Here is a 19,407-nt window from a genome sequence, read left to right on the forward strand (position 1 = left end):
GAAATGTGAGATGGAAAATGGATAAAATCGGTGAAATCACTATATCTGTGAAATCAAACCGAAGGAAAAAAAAATATATAAACCGATAATTAAATAGAAATAAACCAATAAAACGATGTCAAATTATTTTAACACATTACCTCTCAGAGAAAAATTAAACCAACTTGGTGTTTGCGATTTCATGGATAGCAACGAATTTTTAGATGGCGTTAGCGCTTTAAAAGGCAAAAAACTGGTAATTGTTGGTTGCGGCGCGCAGGGCTTAAACCAGGGTTTAAATTTAAGAGATAGTGGTTTAGATGTAAGCTATACGTTGCGCAAAGAGGCGATTGAAGGTAAAAGAGATTCATGGAAAAACGCAACTGAAAACAACTTTAAGGTTGGTACCTACGAAGAATTAATCCCAACTGCAGATGTAGTGATCAACCTTACGCCTGATAAACAACATACAGCTGTGGTGAATGCTATTATGCCATTGATGAAAGATGGTGCTACTTTATTATATTCTCACGGTTTTAATATCGTGGAAGAAGGCATGCAAATCCGTAGAGATTTAACGGTGATTATGGTGGCTCCTAAATGCCCGGGCAGTGAGGTGAGAGCCGAATATGTTCGCGGTTTTGGTGTACCTACTTTAATTGCTGTACACCCTGAAAATGACCCTCAAGGTAAAGGCTTGGCACAAGCTAAAGCCTATTGCGTAGGTACAGGCGGTCACAGGGCTGGTGTATTAAAATCATCTTTTGTTGCAGAGGTTAAATCTGATTTAATGGGCGAGCAAACCATTCTTTGTGGTTTATTGCAAACAGGTTCTATCCTATCATTCGATAAAATGGTCGAAAAAGGAATCGATGCAGGATACGCTTCCAAACTGGTTCAGTATGGTGTTGAGGTAATTACTGAAGCTTTAAAGCAAGGCGGTATTACAGCCATGATGGACAGGTTAAGTAACGTTGCCAAAATCAAAGCTTTTGAAATCTCTGAAGAACTAAAAGACATCATGCGTCCGTTGTTTCAAAAACACCAGGATGATATCATGAGTGGCGAGTTTAGCCGTACCATGATGGAAGACTGGGCTGCCGGAGACAAAAACTTATTAAAATGGAGAGCTGAAACAGGCGAAACTGCCTTCGAAAAAACACCTGCCGGCGATGTTAAAATTGGCGAGCAGGAATATTTTGACAACTATACACTTATGGTGGCATTTGTACGTGCCGGTGTAGAATTGGCTTTTGAAACCATGGTTCAGGCAGGGATTAAACCAGAATCTGCTTACTATGAATCACTGCATGAAACACCTCTTATTGCAAACACCATTGCCCGTAAGAAATTGTTCGAAATGAACCGTGTAATTTCTGATACCGCTGAATACGGTTGTTACTTATTTGATCAGGCTTGTAAACCATTATTAGCTGACTTCATGAAAAAGGTAGATACTGATTTGGTTGGTAAAAACTTTAATGAAGGCAAGGATGGCGCTGTAGACAATAGAAAATTAATTGAAGTGAATGAGGCCATCCGCTCACATGAAGTAGAACAAATTGGTGCTACTTTACGCAAAGCGATGACTGCAATGAAAGCCATTAAAACTGCATAACCTCACCCCTAAATCCCCTCTGCTAAAAGAGAGGGGATTTAGGACAGGTTTTATAAAAATAATAATTACAAACTTAAATTCCCCCATTAGGGGGCTAGGGGGTAAAAATGTCAAAAACATTAGTAGAAAAAATTTGGGATGCTCACGTTGTAAAAAGTGAAGAAGGATTTCCTGACATTTTATACATCGATACACACCTCATTCACGAGGTAACTTCTCCTCAGGCTTTTGATGGTTTGCGCAAAAGAGGTTTGCCTGTCTTGCGTCCGAAACAAACGGTGGCAACAGCTGACCATAATGTGCCTACTTTAAACCAGTCGTTACCCATTAAAGAGGAACTTTCCCGCTATCAGGTGGATATGCTGACTAAAAATTGTGCAGAATTCGGTATTGAACTTTATGGTTTAGGACATCCATTCCAGGGAATTGTTCACGTCATCGGTCCTGAATTAGGTATAACCTTACCAGGAAAAACAATGGTTTGCGGCGATAGTCACACCTCTACACATGGTGCTTTTGGTGCAATTGCTTTCGGTATCGGCACCTCGCAGGTAGAACAGGTTTTCGCCACGCAATGTTTATTGCAATCGAAACCCAAAACCATGAAAATTGAGGTAAATGGTGAACTTGGTAAAGGCGTTGGCGCAAAAGATATTATTCTTTATATCATTTCACAAATCTCTGCAGCAGGTGGTACCGGATACTTTATTGAATATGCAGGTTCGGCAATAGAGGCTTTAAGTATGGAAGCCCGGATGACGATCTGTAACATGAGCATTGAAATGGGTGCCAGAGGAGGGTTAATCGCACCAGACCAAACCACTTTCGATTATATTAAAGGAAGAGAGTTTGCGCCTGCAGGTGAAGAATGGGACAAATCATTAGCCTACTGGAAAACTTTATACAGCGATGCTGATGCCAAATTTGATAGCGCACTCACTTTTGATGCAGCGGATATTGCGCCAATGATTACTTATGGAACCAACCCCGGAATGGGTATGGGCATCCAGGAACATATCCCCGCAACCAATGCACAACCAGAGAAAGAAAAGCTTTCTTATCAAAAGGCACTGGATTATATGGGTTTCGATGATGATGCATCTTTAATCGGCAAACCGGTCGATTATGTTTTCATTGGCAGTTGTACCAATTCACGCATTGAAGATTTACGCGAAGTAGCAGATTTCGTTAAAGACAAACGCAAGGCAGATAACGTAACGGTTTGGATTGTTCCAGGCTCAAAACAAGTGGAGCAACAGGCTAAGAATGAAGGTTTAGATCGGATTTTTGAAGCAGCAGGTTTCCAGTTACGCGAACCAGGTTGCAGCGCATGTTTAGGTATGAATGAAGATAAAATCCCTGCTGGTAAATACTGTGTGTCTACATCGAACAGAAACTTTGAAGGTAGACAAGGACAAAATGCCCGTACACTCTTGGCTAGTCCGTTAACGGCTGCCGCCGCTGCTGTTACTGGTGTAATTACTGATGTGAGGGAGATGCTTTTGCAAGATCAAGGATAAACTAAGATTAAAGATTGTAAAATACCTATTCATTAGTAATTGCGATAACAGAAACATAAAACATGATTTTAGAAGTTGCGATATTACACGTAAAAGCAGGTTTATCTGCTGATTTTGAAAAGGCCTTTAGCGAAGCTCAAAAAATCATTTCATCAATGAATGGCTACATTTCGCACCAATTAAAAAAATGCCTTGAAGAAACTGATAAATATATTCTGCTGGTCAATTGGGAAACATTGGAAGATCATACTGAAGGCTTTAGAGGTTCAGCTGCCTATCAGGATTGGAAAAATTTATTACATCACTTTTATGATCCTTTTCCAACAGTTGAACATTATACTGAGGTTTAAGGCAACAAAATCTTAAATGTACATAGGTTGTAAAATACGAAGGCTATAAAATAAAAATGGAAAAATTACAAGAAATACAAAATCAGTTTAATGCCGTATCGGAAAAGTACGATAGGCAAAGGCGTTTTCTGATTCCTTGTTTTGATGATTTTTATGGAACAGCTTTAGCCTTATCTGAACAAGTTTCAACTGTAAAGAACATTTTGGACGTTGGTGCCGGAACAGGATTAATGAGTGCTTTTTTTCAAGAAAAATATCCCGACGCTAAAATCACACTTGTAGATATTTCTAAGGATATGCTTAAAAAAGCAAAAGAACGCTTCGTAGGAAATGAGAACATCAGCTTTTTGAATACGGATTTTGCAACCATTGATTTACCTGAAAATCATTACGATTTGGTAGTTTCCGGCTTAGCCATACATCATTTACCAGATGAATTGAAACAACAGTTATTTGGGAAAATCGCAAAAACACTAAAATCTGATGGCTGGTTGATTAACGCCGACCAGGTTTTAGGTGAAACCGATTTAGCAGAAAAGATTTATACTGAAAACTGGAAAAACCACGTAAAGCAACATCCAAATTTAACAGATGATGAAAAGCAAAGTGCCTTCGATCGAATTAAAGTTGATATGATGGCATCATTAAATAACCAGTTAAATTGGTTGGAAGAAGCAGGATTGCAAAATGCAAACTGTTATTATCAGTATTACAATTTTGTAGTCTTTGCTGCAAATAAACAATAATTAATCAATGAAATCACTTTAATCGGTGAAATCTTTTAAACCAGTGAAATCATATTAAAATGAAGAAGTTCACAACATTAACATCGGCCGTAGTGCCCTTAAATATAGAAAACATCGATACCGATCAGATTATTCCGGCGAGGTTTTTAAAAGCGACTACGCGTGAAGGTTTTGGCGAAAACTTGTTCCGCGACTGGCGTTACGAAAATGATAATCAACCTAAAGCTGATTTCGTTTTAAACGACCCGACTTATAGCGGTAAAATTTTGGTTGCCGGTAAAAACTTTGGTTGCGGAAGTAGTCGTGAACATGCAGCCTGGGCTATTCAGGATGCAGGTTTTGATGCTGTGATCAGCAGCTTCTTTGCTGATATCTTTAAAGGCAATGCGCTAAATAATGGTTTGTTGCCCATTCAGGTGAGTGAAGAATTCCTGTCCCAGATTTTTAAAGCGGTGGATCAGAATGCTAAATCGCCACTGGAAGTTGATTTGGAAAATCAAACGGTAACCATTATTGAAACCGGTGCTCAGGAATCTTTTGAGATCAATCCTTACAAAAAATCATGTCTGATTAACGGTTATGATGATATCGATTTCATCTTAAACCAAAAACAATTAATTGAAGAATTCGAGCAAGCAAGATAATGTTTAAACCATTCGTTCACATACAGAATTTAAATTTGAGTTACTACAACAAAGTGGTGCTAAAGGATTTGTATTGGGCAATGAATGTTTGCGAAAATTATGTAATTGGTGGTAAAAGCGGAACAGGAAAAACTTCGTTAGCAAAAGCAATTGCAGGTTTAATTCCAGCTCAGGGAAGTATTGAGATTGATTTTGATGTATTGAGCACACTACCAAAAGAAGTACTTTATGTAGAAAGCTGGTACCAGTTTAAAAACTTAGAAGGTGTTGCCAATTTTTATTACCAGCAACGTTATACCAGTCAGCAGGCTAAAGAAACTTTAACCGTTCATGCAGAGTTGGTCAGTTATGGCAAAGAAAAAGGGCTTCACTTCGATCAGGTAGAACCGATATTAGAAGCTTTAGGTTTTGCGACATTTGCAAGTTCACAATTAATTGAATTATCCAGCGGCGAACATAAAAAACTGCAACTGGTTAAAGCACTTTGGTTAAAACCACAGTTATTAATTGTCGACCAACCATATACAGGTTTAGATGCGGCTTCGCGAAAGAACCTTAACATTTTACTGGACCGGGTGGCTGAAGAAGGGGTTCAATTGATTTTGATCTGTAATGAAAGTGAATTACCAACCTGTATCAATTCTTTTGCCGAAATAAGAGATGGACAATTAATTCAAGTAGATGCTTTAGAACCCTCTGTCAGTTCCGAAATCCATTTAAGAGAAATTCCGGATTTCTTAAAAGAATCGCCGGTTTATAGTTCGCAGAATATTGTAAAAATGGTTAATGTGAACATTAGCTATGGCGAAAAACAGGTATTGAAAAATATCAACTGGGAAGTTAAGGCTGGCGAAAAATGGCTTTTACAAGGGCATAATGGTTCTGGAAAATCGACCTTGTTAAGCTTGGTAAACGGCGATCATCCACAATCTTATGCCAACGAACTTTATTTATTCGGCAACAGGCGTGGAAGTGGTGAAAGCATCTGGGACATTAAACAGCATATAGGCTTAATCTCTCCCGAGTTTCACTGGTATTTTGATCCAACCGCTACTGTTTGGCAAAGCATCGCCTCGGGCTTTTATGATTCCGTAGGTTTATTTCAGCAACTGCCCTATTCAAAAAGTGAACAGGTAAATGAACTGATCAACTATTTTGGATTAACAGAAAGCCGAAATGAGTTATTAAGTACGCTCCCATTGGGTAACCAAAGATTGGTTTTACTGGCTAGAACCATTATCAAAAATCCGGAGCTGTTAATTCTCGATGAACCCTGCCAGGGATTGGATCAGCAGCAAACACAACATTTTAACCAACTGGTTGATGAACTGTGTAGCAATGGCATGACCTTAATTTACGTTGGCCATTTTGAATCGCAGTTGCCAACCTGCATAGAAAAAAGAATATTATTAGAAAAAGGCGAGGTAAAAGTCGTCGAAAGTTTAAATACCAAAACTCGTCATTACGAGGTACAAAGCAGTTCCATCTAGAAAATATAGTGCAAAAAATTGCTTCGTAACTGGCAAAGACGATAATATATCATACAATGAAGAAGAACATTTTAGTAATACCTGGAGACGGTATCGGACCCGAAGTAACCACATGGGGAAAAGCAGCATTAGAGAAAATTGCAGAAATTTTCGGACATGAGTTTGTTTTTGATGAAGCTTTAATGGGACATGCAGCAATTGAAGTTACGGGCGAGCCACTGCCTGACGAAACTTTAGATAAAGCAAGAAAAAGTGATGCGATTCTCTTTGGTGCCATTGGTCACGCCAAATACGATAACGACCCAAGCTTAAAAGTAAGACCTGAACAGGGCCTGCTAAAAATCCGCAAAGAACTGGGTTTATTTGCTAATCTCCGCCCGATATTACTATTTGATGAACTTCTGGAAGCCTCAAGCATTAAACCGGAAATTTTAAGGGGAACCGATATTTTGTTCTTCCGCGAATTGACAGGAGATGTTTATTTCGGAGAAAAAACCCGTTCAGAAGATAGAAACACGGCTTCCGATTTAATGATCTATCACCGTTACGAAGTGGAGCGTATTGCACATAAAGCCTATCAGGCGGCGCAGCAACGCAATAAAAGATTATGCTCGGTAGATAAAGCAAACGTTTTAGAGAGTTCACGCCTATGGCGCGAAACCGTTCAGGAGATTGCAAAACAATACCCTGATGTAGAAACGGAGCACATGTTTATTGATAATGCGGCCATGCAATTAATCAAAAATCCAAAGAAATTTGATGTGGTTTTAACTGCAAATTTATTTGGCGATATCTTAACTGATGAGGCTTCTCAAATTGCGGGATCAATGGGCATGTTAGCCTCCGCATCTGTTGGAGAAAGCACCGGTTTCTTCGAGCCTATTCATGGCTCTGCACATGATATTACAGGTAAAGATTTAGCAAATCCATTGGCCTCTATCCTATCAGCAGCATTAATGCTTGAAATTGGCTTCGGGCTCAAAGATGAAGCTAAATTATTGGTAGACACGGTTGATGAGGTTTTGAAAGAAGGTTTCAGAACGCACGACATTGCTGATCAAAGCACTAACCGATTTAAAGTTTTAGGCACTGCCGAAATGGGCAAATTGGTATTAAAATTCTTATCTCAAAAAATTACTCACTCTTAAATTTAGGATTATGATTCACGACCCAAACAAAGTTTATATATTCGACACAACCTTACGTGATGGTGAGCAGGTTCCGGGCTGCCAGTTAGATACAAACCAAAAGGTAGAAATCGCAAAATCTCTTGAACGGCTAGGCGTAGATGTTATTGAAGCTGGTTTTCCCGTATCCAGTCCGGGAGACTTTAACAGCGTAATTGAATTATCAAAAGCTGTAACCAACCCTATTATTTGTGCGTTAACACGTGCCAATAAAAATGATATTGATGTAGCAGTTGATGCTTTACGTTATGCAAAAAGACCACGGATTCATACCGGGATTGGTTCTTCTGATTTCCATATCAAACATAAATTTAACAGTACCCGCGAAGAAATTTTAGAACGTGCTGTAGAAGCGGTAAAATATTCGAAAAAATTTGTAGAGGATGTAGAGTTCTACGCAGAAGATGCCGGCCGTTCAGATATTGAATTTTTAGCTAAAATGGTTGAAGCGGTAATTGCAGCTGGCGCTACTGTAGTCAATATTCCGGATACAAATGGTTATTGCCTTCCAGACCAATACGGTTCTAAAATTCTTTATCTAAAAGAAAACGTAAAAAATATTGACAATGCAATTATTTCAGTTCACTGCCACAATGATTTAGGCCTGGCTACGGCAAATTCAATTTCAGGCTTACAGCATGGTGCCCGGCAGGTAGAATGTACCATTAACGGTATCGGTGAACGTGCAGGAAATACGTCGATGGAAGAAGTAGTGATGATTTTAAAAACCCATAAAATTTTGGGATTAAATACCCAGATTGATGCTACCCGCTTTTACGAAATGAGCCACATGATCAGAAACCAAATGAATATGCCTGTTCAACCAAATAAAGCGATTGTTGGTGGAAATGCGTTCTCGCACAGTTCCGGCATTCACCAGGATGGTTTCTTGAAAAACCGTGAAAACTACGAAATTATTAAACCTGAAGATGTAGGTTTCCCGGATGCAACAATTGTATTGACAGCGAGGAGCGGTCGCCATGCATTGAAACACCATCTGGATCGCTTAGGCCATAGATTGGAAAAAGACAATCTGGATATGGTTTATAAACAGTTTTTGGTTTTAGCAGATAGCAAACAAGGCATTAATGATCATGATTTAAACCATCTGGTTGCCCTGCATTTAGCGTAGCAGTTAAAAGGTTCAAGACTAAACTAAAAGTGAGCCGCGAATGGCGTGAAAAGTTAAGGGTTTTGCATTAAACAGTTAGCATTTTCAATTTAATGCACTGACTTAAGTTTCCTAAACCTGATAGCAGTGGAAATACTTTTTAATTGCATCAACCTTAAATATCATGTGATGCTGAGGCACGAAGCATCTGGAACCGATGAAAATGGATCTTCATTCTTCTGCAGGACAGGAGTTTTAAAAAGATTGGAACGAATAGCAGGACTGCAATAACCAAAAAGTACAGTAACCTGCTTTACAAAAATAGAAGAGAATAATGATCTTGTACTGAGTTCTCTTTACCTGATATGACAACAATGAACACAACAATACTGAATACATTGGATTTTAATGCTGCATCGCAACAACTTAAAGGCGTGGTAAAACGTACGCCTTTAGAATTTAACGCCGGCCTTTCTGCTCGTTATAATGCAAATATTTATTTAAAAAGGGAAGATTTGCAGATTGTTCGTTCCTATAAACTGCGTGGTGCATATAACAAAATCAGTTCATTGCCGCAAGAGGCCTTAATAAATGGCGTGGTTTGTGCAAGTGCCGGAAATCATGCCCAGGGTGTAGCCTATTCATGCAAGAAGCTAGGGATTAAGGGTGTGATATTTATGCCTGAGATTACGCCAAAGCAAAAGATTAAACAGGTTAATATGTTTGGGGGCGATAATATTGAAATCATTTTAGTTGGCGATACCTTCGATGATTGTTTAAAGGAAGCCCTGATTTATGCTGAAGAAAAAGCCTCAACCTTTATCCCTCCCTTTGATGACGATAAAGTAATTGAAGGACAGGCTACCGTTGCGATGGAAATTTATGAAGATCTGCCAGAGCTAGATGCCATAATCGTTCCGGTTGGTGGTGGTGGTTTAGCTTCAGGCGTGATTGCCTACCTGCAAACCGTAAAGCCTGCTGTAAAAATTTTCGGTGTTGAACCAATGGGCGCACCATCATTAAGCGAAGCATTAAAAAATGGCGGACCAATAACTGTTGAAAATATAGAGCGTTTTGTAGACGGTGCAGCGGTAAAAAGAATGGGATGGATCACCTATCAGTATTGTAAAGAATTGCTAAGTTCTACTTATTTAATCCCTGAAGGACAAATCTGCACCACCATTTTAAAGCTTTATAATGAAGATGCGATTGTTGTAGAACCTGCCGGTGCCTTATCTGTTGCTGCATTAGAACAGGTAAAAGATCAGATTGCAGGCAAAAACGTGGTATGTGTGATTAGTGGTGGCAATAACGACATTGAACGCATGCAGGAAATTAAAGAGAAATCTTTACTTTTTGAAGGCCTGAAACATTATTTCATTGTTCGTTTCCCACAGCGACCAGGTGCCCTAAAATTATTTGTGAATGAAGTTTTAGGTCCGCAGGATGACATTACCCGCTTTGAGTTTATCAAAAAAACCAATAAGGAAAATGGGCCAGCCTTAGTTGGAATTGAACTTTCAAATAAAAACGATTATGCCAGTTTATTGCAGCGCATGAAAGATTTTAAATTTGAGATTATTGAGTTGAACCAGGATCAGACTTTATTTGAGTATTTAGTTTAAAGGAGTTAACCGAAAAGGATGCCAATCTATTCGCAGAGAAAACAATAGATCTTAACTTACATTTCTTACATGGTAAATAAAACGCATCATGAATTTTAAAGATTTACCCAACAAAACATTAATAGAAGATAACGATATCGATTGGGACAATTTAGGTCCTGGTGTAAAGCGTAAAGTAATGCCATTTGATGAGCACCTGATGTTGGTAAAGGTCAGCTTTCAGAAAGGTGCAATTGGTACCATTCACAACCATCCGCATTTGCAATTGAGTTATGTAGCCAAAGGAAGCTTTGAAGTGACCATGGGCGATGATAAAAAGATTCTTAACGAAGGGGATATCTTTTTTGCGCCAACACGCGTATACCATGGTGTAGTGTGTTTAGAAGCAGGATTGTTAATCGATATTTTCAATCCACACCGGGAAGATTTTTTATAATAAATTTAACCACCTCAGCAACCCAAAACTACTTAAACGTTATCAGGTGTCTGAGGTGGTATATGTATTGCTACTCAAAAGTCAAACGTACATTTTTATAGCCCAGGCCTTCAATTATAGGTTTCAGTACACTTGCTGCATTGGTTTTGGTCTGTGCTAAAATATCTGATTTTTTTACTTCGGAGGTTATCTTTTGTTCAGCGGCCTTATAAGCTTCGTCTACCAGCTTAGCCTCCCTGAAATAAGCCATTTTAGTATCGTAAACCCTGGAGTTTTTGTGGTCAATTTTTACATAGCAAATCTCTGGCTGTGGTAAATTTACTACAGCAGAATCAGCATTGACCTGGATATGGTCTTTTGTAACTTTTGTGAGATCAATACAACCTACAGCTTCTGCTTTTACAATGAGTAAAACACTGGCCTCCGGTAAAAAATCTGTTTTATTTTTGTGTTCCAGTACATCACTAATCTGATAGCGAACCAGCTCCAATTTGCCTATAGCCTCTATTTTCTCTACCAGCAGTTGATGTTTACTTTCAACGGATGTACTGATGCTGAACTTTTTGGAGATAAAAAAATAGCCGGCTACAAGCAAAATTAACCACGGCAAAACCCTAAAAAACATTCTCATTGTGAAGGAATTAATTCAAATTTTATTATTGTGTGATAGCGATTAAACAATAATTAATCCACATTGTATGATTCAGCATTTTTGGCAGTTGTTTTGTATTAAGACAATTAACACACACAAATAAACAAAATCAACATGAAAAAACTTACTATCCTCATGCTTTGCATCGCCACACTAGGTTTGGCATCTTGCAAGAAAGAAACACTTGTTCAGAATATTCCTAACAAAACTATTATTGCATATTTAAATCCATCAGATTGGAAGCAAGATGTTGATGGAATTACATTATATTCTATAATAAATATATCTGATGTACTTGATGAAGCCACTTTTGAAGATGATGGAATATTAGTTTATATTTCTCGAGGAGATGTAGACAATTATGAACAAATTCCTAATGTTTATGCCTTTAACTCATATAGCTATTTAGTGGATAAAGTAAATAAGACTTTAGAAATTGACTTGCAAAGATCTGATCGTAGTTCATACCCTGCTTTTCCAACATCTAAAACCCGTATTAAAATTGTACTGGTAAGATCACAACAATAGATTAAGATCTAATACTACATATCACGGCTGAGTTAAACACAACTTAGCCGTTTTTTTTGTTAAAATCTAAAATAGATAATTATATTTTATAATATATTAATGTAATATTATACATACAAAATCATATATATAATAATATTATTTTTTTTTATTATGTTACTTATATATTTGTAATACAAAAAAGTAATAAATGAAAAGAAAATTTTTATTGTGGATAATTCCACTATTTTCCATTTTAAATTCTTGCAAGAAACAAGAAAATTCATCTTTGAAAAAAGAGGACTTATTAATGAACTCAGAAATCGTGGGTAATTGGGTGCCTACAAAAGTTTTGAACGCAATTACTGATAAGAATGGAACAACTGTTGTCGCAGACAGTAGTGTTTATGTCAAGTCCTATACTCTTGGGTATCTTATCAATAAAGATTTTTTGGTAACTGATAATAGGCAGCAAGGCTATAAGCTAACTAAGGAGGAAGATCAGTACTTTTTAGAATACAGTATTTTTGATATTCCTCAAAAAATTCCCATACTATCACTGAAAGAAAATGAACTGGTGCTTCAAAGAAAAGAGATCATTGGGTCGATTACTAAAACAGAAACTACCTATTACAAAAAATAATTATGAGATTTTTAAAATTAACGGTAGCCTTGAGTTTGTTTTTTATGTTTACAAATTCATTTGGTCAAAATGCAGTAATCGATTTTACAGGAACTCCACAAATGTATTCCGGAGACGGAGTTTATAACCCTAACTATTGGGCAAACGGTGGGTGTCCAACTTATCATCAATTTGGTCCAAATCCATTACCTGTTAATGGATATAATGTTAGGACCAGTGGAAGAGTGCTTATAGCTCCTACATATACCAATACTTCAACGACATATTCTATGAGCATATATGCATTTGGAAATATGTCAACCGGCCAACGAGAAAATAATGCAATTTCAGTAGAGTATCCCTTTCAAGCTAACAAATCCTATCTTATCGAGATTGTAGGAGTCAACGATCATAATTGGGACGGTAATGGGACAGCTGGAACGAGATATAATGGTGTATTTTGGGTTAAATTGGATGATAATGCTAACCTGCCTACGACATCACAGAGTCCATGTGTAGCCGTCTATACTCCAGTAGAAAAGAGTGTTGGAAGATATTCAAAATTAATAGCTGATCCTGATTTCTCTATACTAGCAAGAAATCATCAGGTAAAATTTTCCATGAAGGAATCAAAATCTGCCTTGAAAATAACATTTGATGCTTCTCCTTATGTTCCAGGAATTAAAATAGATAACATCTTTAGGCTAGGAAAGATAAAAATAACAGAAATACCTTATGAAGAAGATCAGCTTTCAACCTATCGCTATTTAAATACACCTAGAGAGACGTTAGGTCATAATGAAAGAAATAATCCTGAATATAATATATCATACACACCACCAATAAAACCTATAACACCCAGACCAGAGCGAGGGATTAGTTCTGAAGTATCTATCAATGCTGATCAATGGATCCTTAATCCAGATGGGAATAGCTATTCTTTTAATTTTGGATCAACAATAAATGATTTAGAAATATTCGAATTACTGTCATTAACTTTAATAACAGACGAAAATAATGACACCGCTGGTACAAGACCTGATCGCCCTTCATTAAAAAGAATTCAACTTCCATGTACATATCAAGATCATGATTATAGTTATGATTTATTTAATAGAGATATTTTTATCACTGTTCATAACTCTAATAATACAGTTCCTACTAAACCTGTGGCATTTACCTTTACTTATAAGTAATATATATAGAATTACTAAAACTTAGGAGACCTTGGCATCAATACATTCTGCTAAAACCCTAAAAAACGACTAATGTTCAACTGAACGTAGTCGTTTTTTTTATGCTCTATTATTCCCACATTAAAAAATCACGGATATAAATATGTTGTATGCCCTTATAAGTATTACCATTAAATCGGGTATTGGTAATTACATATTTAGGGTAATTGTTATCAATTTGAAGCAGGTTTTCAAATTCTCTCTTAATTGTTGCTTCATCATCCAATTTTAGTGCAACCTGTACATAAATAAGCTCATTGTTACGCTCTGCGAGAAAATCTATTTCTTTTGTATTTAGTGTACCTACCTTTGTTTTATATCCCAAGTATAAAAGATGGTTATGCACTACATTTTCGAGTAATTTACTTAAATCTTGTGGCCTGTATCCTACAATGGCATTTCTAATACCCGTATTTTCAAAATAAAATTTGCTACCTATTTCAAATATTCTCTTTCCGATAATGTCATATCGATCTACATCATGTATGATATATGCATTTACCAGATATTTGGCATATAACTGAATTTGATTTGGAGCTATTTTGGTTTGTTGAGATTTGAGAAAATCACTGATTTTTTTTGCCGAGAACAAACTTCCAATATTATCTGCTAAAAAAAGCACTAACTTTTCCAAAAAAATACTGGTTCTTAAATGATATCTTGAAATAACATCGCGAAACAAAATTGTAGTATAGATACTTTTGAGGTATTCAAATGCTTGCTCATTTAAAGGAAGATTAATTAAATAGGGTAAGCCACCATATTTAAAATAATGCTCCATACTTCCTTCATTATTTTCCAGCTTATGAAACAATAAGAATTCTGAATAAGATAAGCTGTATATGGTAATTTCTATATATCTACCACTCAAATAAGTAGAAAGTTCACCTGAGAGCATTTTTGCATTGCTCCCTGTGATATAGATATCGTTACTTTCATTCAGTAAAAGAGACCTTATGGCTTTTTCAAAATCAATTATATCTTGTATCTCATCAATAAAAATGTAATTATGCACGTCAGATTTTATTTTTGAGGTGATATAACTATTCAGATCATTTGCTTCTTTAATAAAATCAAACTGTAAATCTTCTTTGTTGATGTAAATGATATTTGCGTGCTCATCCTGCTCAAGGATATGATTGATCAGCTGAAAAACTATATAGCTTTTCCCTACCCTACGTTGCCCAGTAAGTACTTTAACTAGATTTTTTCGAATGAAAGGCTGTATTTGAGCAATATACTTTTCCCTTTTTAAAATATGGCTTGGGATATTCATAACTTATAATTATACTTATAAATATTACAAATATAAATAAAAGTTATAACCATACTTATAACTTTTAATAAAAATGCGGTTAATTATAATTATAGCTAAAACTCCAGAAAATGACTAATGTTCAACTGAACGTAGTCGTTTTTTTTATGTTCACCCCTATTCAGCTGTAAAGCACGAATGGTTACACCATTGCGTTCCAATAGCAGTTCATCATAAAAACCTTTGTAATAAACGTCTTTCACTTCAAAACGCCTGCTATTCCAATTGTTAGAGATTTCTGCCCATTCCGGATAAAAAACCACATGAGCTGAAAATGTTTTTAGTCCGATTTTTTCAGCATCACCACGGGATAGCACCACAGCATTGCCTAAAATCTGGGCCGTATAAATGTGTTTAGGTTTTTGATAAATTTCTGATGGCTTACCGGTTTGCAAAAGTTCTCCCTCACGAACAATCAACAGCTGATCGGCCAGAAATAAGCCATCGGCCGGATCATGAGAAACCAGGATTACAGTAACACCGGTTTCGGCGGCAACACGTTTGATATCCGCCCTTAACTGGTTTTTCAATAAGGCATCCACCTGACTAAAAGGTTCATCTAACAACAATACCTTTGTATCAGAAACCATGGCTTTAGCAATCGCCACACGTTGTTGCTCACCACCACTTAGTTCAATAATCTTCTTGTTTTTTAAGGGAAGAATCCGAAGGTGTTCCATAATAGCCAAAGTTTTTTCAGCCTTGGTTTTAAGATCAGTATTGGATAATTGTGAGGCAATATTATCATAAACCTTTGCATAGATATTCAGTGAAAAATCCTGCGTTACCATTTTCATCTGTTTATGCCCGGGGATTAGTTGTTCATCTGGTCCTTTAATACGTTCGTTTTCAAAAAAGATTTCGCCTGAATCTGTTTTTAATAGACCATAAATGGATTTTAATAAAGTTGATTTACCGCTTCCGCTTTCGCCAATAATGGCTACCACATCCCCCCTATTAATATCAAAACTAATGTTTTTAATTCCGCCAGCCTGATCAGCCTGGTATTGTTTGGTTAAATTTCTTACGCTGATAATGGTATCGCTCACAGAGGTAAAGATAAAGCTTAAAGCAGAAAGACTAAAGTTTAAAGCAAAAGAATATTACACAATTAAATAAACTAAGAGACTAAAGCTCATAGCTAAAAATATCACACGTGTATTTTTATTAAAATTTGCACGTGCAAGTACATCCATGTATCTTTACATCAATACATCTTGACGTCAATAATAAGAAGATTATGAATACCAAGCTAACCTTAACCATAGATGAGTCTGTAATTAAACGGGCGAAGGCTTATGCACAAGAGCAAGGGAGAAGTTTGTCTGCTGTTGTAGAAAATTACTTGAAAGCTGTAATTGCAAGAGAAGAAATTAAGCCTGTTCAAGAAGAACTTTCTCCACTGTTAAAATCATTATTAGCTAATCGTCCTAAAATTAATTTGCCTGCAGATTATGATTATAAAAAAGAATTAGAGAAAATTAGGGATGAAAAATATAAAAAATACTGGGATAATGAATAACATTGTTATCGATTCTGATATTTTATTAGACTTTCTTCTTCAAAGACAACCATTTTTTGATCACTCTTCAAAGGTTTTAGCACTCTGTGAAAGAGGAAAGGTTAAAGGATTTATTACAGGTTTAATTATAAGTAATACTTATTATTTGTTAAGGAAACATTTTCAACATAAATTGATTATGAATGACTTTAAACAGTTACTAGTTTTCTTAGATGTATTAACGATCGAAAAAAATACTATTTTAAAAGCTATTGATTCTGAATTTTCTGATTTTGAAGATGCCCTTCAAAATTTTTCAGCCGAAAGTAATGGCATCATTAATGCCATCATCACTCGTAATATTAATGATTATAAGAAAAGTAAGCTTAGCGTACTTACACCAACTATGTTTTTAGAAATATTATAAAACAAAAAATCCTGCCTCGCCTAACCGAAACAGGATTTACTGTGTGTTGTTTTGATCAAATACCCTTTTCAGGGTTTAAAATCAATTTAGTCCAAAGGTTACGCCGAAGCTCATGTTTTTCAAACCTGCCTGTGCTGTTGTATTAAACATATCGTTGAAATAGTATTTGGTAAATAAGCCAAAACCACCATAACCTAACCTAAATGTACCACCATAACGCACCGACTGGAAGTGGTAATTATCATATTGTTTTTCTTTTCCACGTTCATCGCTAATCTGTTTTATTTTTCCATTTAAAAGAAAGCTCACTTCAGGGCCTAAAATAAAATAGAACCTTTTGCCCTTGTCGTTTTCTTTGGTGCGTAATTCAAAGTTTAAAGGAATGTGAACATAACTACTGGAAAAACGATTCTTGGAGAAAGCGATATTTTCATTTACATAGGCTAATGTAGGTTGATTTTTCTGAATGGTAATGTTATCCCTTAAACGAATTAATGTCCAGTCGAAACCGCCCGCTACATAAACCTTAAAGTTCGAATTAAAACGATAACCAAATTGTAAAACATCGAAAGAGAACGTACTGGTTTTACCACCTTTATAATCTAAAAATTCATTGGTAGGTGATAAATTAAAACTACCATTATCAACTAACCTTGAAAAGCCCAGATCAACTCTGGTAAAGGTAATACCACCAACAAAACGACCTTTCTTAACTTTATCTAAAGAATCTGTATTTTTTGTGATCAGGCTTCCCCCACCAATATTTATCGTATATTTTGCTTTCTTTTTCATCACCGTATCTTTCACTACGGTATCTTGTTGTGCAAAAGCACCTGGAGCCATAACACCGGTAAGCCCGCTTACCAAAAGTGTTGTAAAAATGAGATGTTTCATATGTTGTGTGTTTTTTTAAATGAGAATTATTGAATGAGAGAATTATAAAATGAATGAGTTGTTTTTAATTAAATGATTGATCAGTTGAATGAAAGAATGGTTGAACCTACCAAGTCTTATCACCCTCTAATTTGGTTTATTTCCTGTTTTTCTTACCAATTCTAAAAGGCCCGATGTTTACTGCAGATATGGAAGAATCATCATCATCTGTTCTGAACTGGATTAATTTATCTTTCCTTTTATCCATTTTATTTACGATCAGGTTAACTACATCACCCACATTACGGATTCCTCTTTTTTCAGGTTGATCATTTTCTCCCGCCACCTCATCCGGTAAAATAGTGCTGGTATTTGCAGCCAGAATAACTTCTTCCTGAGGTTTTAATATCGCTTCCTCAATTTTAGTTTTAAGATCCTTCTGAGGTGTTTCAGTTTTAGCCATTAAGGTTTCTCGCTTTGGTATTTCAGGCGAAGTAATTGGCTTCTGACTTCCAGCAGGAGCAGTCTTTTCTTTTTCTGAACTTTTTGCAATCATTTCAACGGGTTTTGAAGCCTCAGGTAAAACCCGTTCTATTTTTTCAGCTGGAGTGATTACAGCCTTAGCAGTATCTGTAACTGGTAATTTTTCAATTGCTGGTTTAGCTACTTTAGGTGTTATATGATTTGCAAACTGTTTCGGTTTAACATCCTGCTGCTGATAAACCAAAACACTCGCGGTAGCGATTAATAGTACTGCTGCTGCCGATAACCAGTAAATGGGTATAATTCTTTTACTTTTCGGTTCTATTTTACTTTCAATCCTGCCCCATAAATCTTTAGCGGGTGCGATTTCTGCATCTTCAAAAGCATTTTTAAATAACTGATCAAAATCTTTATCCTGTATAGGTTGCATAACCAAATCCCTCCATTTTTATAATTTCTTCTTTTAATATCGCCCTTGCCCTTGATAATTGCGATTTACTTGCACCTTCAGAAATACCCAGTGTTTCACCGATTTCCTTGTGTGAATAACCTTCAATTACATACATATTAAAAACCATCCGGTAACCATCCGCTAATTTTTGTATTACCTTCATTAGATCCTGCATACCCAGTGTACCAAAATCAAATCCGGTTGAAGGTTGTTCGTATGCTTCATCAATATCAACTACATTCAGACTCCGTAAATTTTTCCGGTAACTTTCAATGGCAGTATTTACCATTACCCTTCTGATCCAACCTTCAAAAGAACCATCACCCCTGTATTCCTTTATCTTTTGAAAAATCTTGATGTAAGCCATTTGCAATACATCTTCAGCTTCCATTTTATCTTTTGCGTAACGCATACAAACAGCCAACATTTTCGGTGCAGTTTGCCTGTAAAGCAATTCCTGCATTTTCCGGTCGCCGGTTTTGCAGCCTTCCATCAAATCGTTTATTGTATAGCTTCGCGTCAATTTCATTGTGTGTTTGTATATAGAAGATGGCAGATAACAAACATTGGTTGCATGGGAGGCAAAAAAAAGTTAAATAAAGTTAAAATTATCAGATAGATATTGATTTTCAGAT

At 36.3% G+C, this 19,407-nt stretch carries 21 protein-coding genes; 15 read left to right on the top strand and 6 right to left on the bottom strand.

Annotation, left to right across the window (positions count from 1 at the left end):
- Window positions 1-115 precede the first annotated feature (115 nt).
- The 10 genes from ilvC to OQX64_RS12090 all read left to right on the top strand — a co-directional run bounded on the left by ilvC (window position 116) and on the right by OQX64_RS12090 (window position 10,706).
- The gene (ilvC, locus tag OQX64_RS12045) at window positions 116-1,597 is read left to right on the top strand and encodes a ketol-acid reductoisomerase (RefSeq protein WP_265818945.1); all 1,482 of its coding nucleotides are present in this window, start codon (window positions 116-118) and stop codon (window positions 1,595-1,597) included.
- 107 nt (window positions 1,598-1,704) lie between these two features.
- Window positions 1,705-3,117: a 3-isopropylmalate dehydratase large subunit gene (gene leuC, locus OQX64_RS12050; protein ID WP_265818946.1), complete on the top strand. Its 1,413-nt coding sequence runs from the start codon at window positions 1,705-1,707 to the stop codon at window positions 3,115-3,117.
- A 62-nt stretch (window positions 3,118-3,179) separates the two neighbouring features.
- Window positions 3,180-3,467 carry an antibiotic biosynthesis monooxygenase family protein gene (locus tag OQX64_RS12055; RefSeq protein WP_265818947.1) on the top strand — a complete coding sequence of 96 codons (288 nt, stop codon included), beginning with the start codon at window positions 3,180-3,182 and terminating at the stop codon, window positions 3,465-3,467.
- A 56-nt stretch (window positions 3,468-3,523) separates the two neighbouring features.
- Window positions 3,524-4,213, top strand: a complete 690-nt coding sequence (locus tag OQX64_RS12060; protein WP_265818948.1) for a class I SAM-dependent methyltransferase — start codon at window positions 3,524-3,526, stop codon at window positions 4,211-4,213.
- A gap of 59 nt (window positions 4,214-4,272) precedes the next feature.
- On the top strand, window positions 4,273-4,857 hold the full coding sequence (gene leuD / locus OQX64_RS12065; RefSeq protein WP_265818949.1) for a 3-isopropylmalate dehydratase small subunit: 585 nt from the start codon (window positions 4,273-4,275) through the stop codon (window positions 4,855-4,857).
- A 35-nt stretch (window positions 4,858-4,892) separates the two neighbouring features.
- The gene (locus OQX64_RS12070) at window positions 4,893-6,347 is read left to right on the top strand and encodes an ATP-binding cassette domain-containing protein (RefSeq protein ID WP_322974951.1); all 1,455 of its coding nucleotides are present in this window, start codon (window positions 4,893-4,895) and stop codon (window positions 6,345-6,347) included.
- Between the two features lie 56 nt (window positions 6,348-6,403).
- Window positions 6,404-7,495, top strand: a complete 1,092-nt coding sequence (gene leuB, locus OQX64_RS12075; RefSeq protein WP_265818951.1) for a 3-isopropylmalate dehydrogenase — start codon at window positions 6,404-6,406, stop codon at window positions 7,493-7,495.
- Window positions 7,496-7,505: 10 nt separating this feature from the next.
- Complete coding sequence (locus OQX64_RS12080; protein WP_265818952.1) at window positions 7,506-8,666, top strand: 2-isopropylmalate synthase; 1,161 nt, start codon at window positions 7,506-7,508, stop codon at window positions 8,664-8,666.
- 353 nt (window positions 8,667-9,019) lie between these two features.
- Window positions 9,020-10,270: a threonine ammonia-lyase IlvA gene (gene ilvA / locus OQX64_RS12085; RefSeq protein WP_172406448.1), complete on the top strand. Its 1,251-nt coding sequence runs from the start codon at window positions 9,020-9,022 to the stop codon at window positions 10,268-10,270.
- Between the two features lie 88 nt (window positions 10,271-10,358).
- Window positions 10,359-10,706, top strand: a complete 348-nt coding sequence (locus tag OQX64_RS12090; protein ID WP_265818953.1) for a cupin domain-containing protein — start codon at window positions 10,359-10,361, stop codon at window positions 10,704-10,706.
- 70 nt (window positions 10,707-10,776) lie between these two features.
- Here the strand turns inward: OQX64_RS12090 and OQX64_RS12095 are convergent, their stop codons facing one another.
- Window positions 10,777-11,337, bottom strand: a complete 561-nt coding sequence (locus OQX64_RS12095) for a DUF4230 domain-containing protein (protein ID WP_265818954.1) — start codon at window positions 11,335-11,337, stop codon at window positions 10,777-10,779.
- Between the two features lie 135 nt (window positions 11,338-11,472).
- Here OQX64_RS12095 and OQX64_RS12100 point away from each other — a divergent pair, with 135 nt between their 5' ends.
- The 3 genes from OQX64_RS12100 to OQX64_RS12110 all read left to right on the top strand — a co-directional run bounded on the left by OQX64_RS12100 (window position 11,473) and on the right by OQX64_RS12110 (window position 13,683).
- Window positions 11,473-11,886, top strand: coding sequence for a hypothetical protein (locus OQX64_RS12100; RefSeq protein ID WP_265818955.1), 414 nt, complete (start codon window positions 11,473-11,475; stop codon window positions 11,884-11,886).
- Between the two features lie 190 nt (window positions 11,887-12,076).
- Window positions 12,077-12,508, top strand: a complete 432-nt coding sequence (locus OQX64_RS12105; RefSeq protein WP_265818956.1) for a hypothetical protein — start codon at window positions 12,077-12,079, stop codon at window positions 12,506-12,508.
- Between the two features lie 2 nt (window positions 12,509-12,510).
- On the top strand, window positions 12,511-13,683 hold the full coding sequence (locus OQX64_RS12110) for a hypothetical protein (protein ID WP_265818957.1): 1,173 nt from the start codon (window positions 12,511-12,513) through the stop codon (window positions 13,681-13,683).
- A gap of 109 nt (window positions 13,684-13,792) precedes the next feature.
- On the opposite strand, the gene OQX64_RS12115 is transcribed toward OQX64_RS12110, so the two are convergent.
- Both OQX64_RS12115 and OQX64_RS12120 read right to left on the bottom strand, forming a co-directional pair.
- Window positions 13,793-14,998, bottom strand: coding sequence for an ATP-binding protein (locus OQX64_RS12115; RefSeq protein WP_265818958.1), 1,206 nt, complete (start codon window positions 14,996-14,998; stop codon window positions 13,793-13,795).
- A 95-nt stretch (window positions 14,999-15,093) separates the two neighbouring features.
- Window positions 15,094-16,086, bottom strand: a complete 993-nt coding sequence (locus OQX64_RS12120; protein WP_265818959.1) for an ABC transporter ATP-binding protein — start codon at window positions 16,084-16,086, stop codon at window positions 15,094-15,096.
- 191 nt (window positions 16,087-16,277) lie between these two features.
- On the opposite strand from OQX64_RS12120, the gene OQX64_RS12125 reads away from it, so the two are divergent.
- A complete protein-coding gene (locus OQX64_RS12125; RefSeq protein ID WP_265818960.1) occupies window positions 16,278-16,559 on the top strand; it encodes a DUF6364 family protein in 282 nt (93 codons plus the stop codon).
- Window positions 16,552-16,965 (top strand): PIN domain-containing protein, encoded by a 414-nt coding sequence (locus OQX64_RS12130; protein WP_265818961.1) that lies wholly within the window; start codon window positions 16,552-16,554, stop codon window positions 16,963-16,965. The genes OQX64_RS12125 and OQX64_RS12130 overlap by 8 nt, the downstream gene beginning before the upstream one ends.
- A gap of 81 nt (window positions 16,966-17,046) precedes the next feature.
- On the opposite strand, the gene OQX64_RS12135 is transcribed toward OQX64_RS12130, so the two are convergent.
- The 3 genes from OQX64_RS12135 to OQX64_RS12145 form a co-directional block, all read right to left on the bottom strand.
- On the bottom strand, window positions 17,047-17,859 hold the full coding sequence (locus OQX64_RS12135; RefSeq protein WP_088300276.1) for an outer membrane beta-barrel protein: 813 nt from the start codon (window positions 17,857-17,859) through the stop codon (window positions 17,047-17,049).
- A gap of 136 nt (window positions 17,860-17,995) precedes the next feature.
- Window positions 17,996-18,751 (bottom strand): hypothetical protein, encoded by a 756-nt coding sequence (locus tag OQX64_RS12140; RefSeq protein WP_265818962.1) that lies wholly within the window; start codon window positions 18,749-18,751, stop codon window positions 17,996-17,998.
- Window positions 18,732-19,301, bottom strand: coding sequence for an RNA polymerase sigma factor (locus OQX64_RS12145; protein ID WP_265818963.1), 570 nt, complete (start codon window positions 19,299-19,301; stop codon window positions 18,732-18,734). Before OQX64_RS12145 ends, OQX64_RS12140 begins: the two co-directional genes overlap by 20 nt.
- Window positions 19,302-19,407: the final 106 nt, after the last annotated feature.

Origin of the sequence: Pedobacter sp. GR22-10 (assembly GCF_026239715.1) — a bacterium.
In the GTDB taxonomy this organism is placed as follows: Bacteria; Bacteroidota; Bacteroidia; order Sphingobacteriales; family Sphingobacteriaceae; genus Pedobacter.

What these genes read in the sequence shown, in the direction of transcription:
- ilvC (WP_265818945.1), top strand. Translation starts at nt 116, where the DNA reads ATGTCAAATTATTTTAACACATTACCTCTCAGAGAAAAATTAAACCAA.
- leuC (WP_265818946.1), top strand. Translation starts at nt 1,705, where the DNA reads ATGTCAAAAACATTAGTAGAAAAAATTTGGGATGCTCACGTTGTAAAA.
- OQX64_RS12055 (WP_265818947.1), top strand. Translation starts at nt 3,180, where the DNA reads ATGATTTTAGAAGTTGCGATATTACACGTAAAAGCAGGTTTATCTGCT.
- OQX64_RS12060 (WP_265818948.1), top strand. Translation starts at nt 3,524, where the DNA reads ATGGAAAAATTACAAGAAATACAAAATCAGTTTAATGCCGTATCGGAA.
- leuD (WP_265818949.1), top strand. Translation starts at nt 4,273, where the DNA reads ATGAAGAAGTTCACAACATTAACATCGGCCGTAGTGCCCTTAAATATA.
- leuB (WP_265818951.1), top strand. Translation starts at nt 6,404, where the DNA reads ATGAAGAAGAACATTTTAGTAATACCTGGAGACGGTATCGGACCCGAA.
- OQX64_RS12080 (WP_265818952.1), top strand. Translation starts at nt 7,506, where the DNA reads ATGATTCACGACCCAAACAAAGTTTATATATTCGACACAACCTTACGT.
- ilvA (WP_172406448.1), top strand. Translation starts at nt 9,020, where the DNA reads ATGAACACAACAATACTGAATACATTGGATTTTAATGCTGCATCGCAA.
- OQX64_RS12090 (WP_265818953.1), top strand. Translation starts at nt 10,359, where the DNA reads ATGAATTTTAAAGATTTACCCAACAAAACATTAATAGAAGATAACGAT.
- OQX64_RS12095 (WP_265818954.1), bottom strand. Translation starts at nt 11,337, where the DNA reads ATGAGAATGTTTTTTAGGGTTTTGCCGTGGTTAATTTTGCTTGTAGCC.
- OQX64_RS12100 (WP_265818955.1), top strand. Translation starts at nt 11,473, where the DNA reads ATGAAAAAACTTACTATCCTCATGCTTTGCATCGCCACACTAGGTTTG.
- OQX64_RS12105 (WP_265818956.1), top strand. Translation starts at nt 12,077, where the DNA reads ATGAAAAGAAAATTTTTATTGTGGATAATTCCACTATTTTCCATTTTA.
- OQX64_RS12110 (WP_265818957.1), top strand. Translation starts at nt 12,511, where the DNA reads ATGAGATTTTTAAAATTAACGGTAGCCTTGAGTTTGTTTTTTATGTTT.
- OQX64_RS12115 (WP_265818958.1), bottom strand. Translation starts at nt 14,998, where the DNA reads ATGAATATCCCAAGCCATATTTTAAAAAGGGAAAAGTATATTGCTCAA.
- OQX64_RS12125 (WP_265818960.1), top strand. Translation starts at nt 16,278, where the DNA reads ATGAATACCAAGCTAACCTTAACCATAGATGAGTCTGTAATTAAACGG.
- OQX64_RS12130 (WP_265818961.1), top strand. Translation starts at nt 16,552, where the DNA reads ATGAATAACATTGTTATCGATTCTGATATTTTATTAGACTTTCTTCTT.
- OQX64_RS12135 (WP_088300276.1), bottom strand. Translation starts at nt 17,859, where the DNA reads ATGAAACATCTCATTTTTACAACACTTTTGGTAAGCGGGCTTACCGGT.
- OQX64_RS12140 (WP_265818962.1), bottom strand. Translation starts at nt 18,751, where the DNA reads ATGCAACCTATACAGGATAAAGATTTTGATCAGTTATTTAAAAATGCT.
- OQX64_RS12145 (WP_265818963.1), bottom strand. Translation starts at nt 19,301, where the DNA reads ATGAAATTGACGCGAAGCTATACAATAAACGATTTGATGGAAGGCTGC.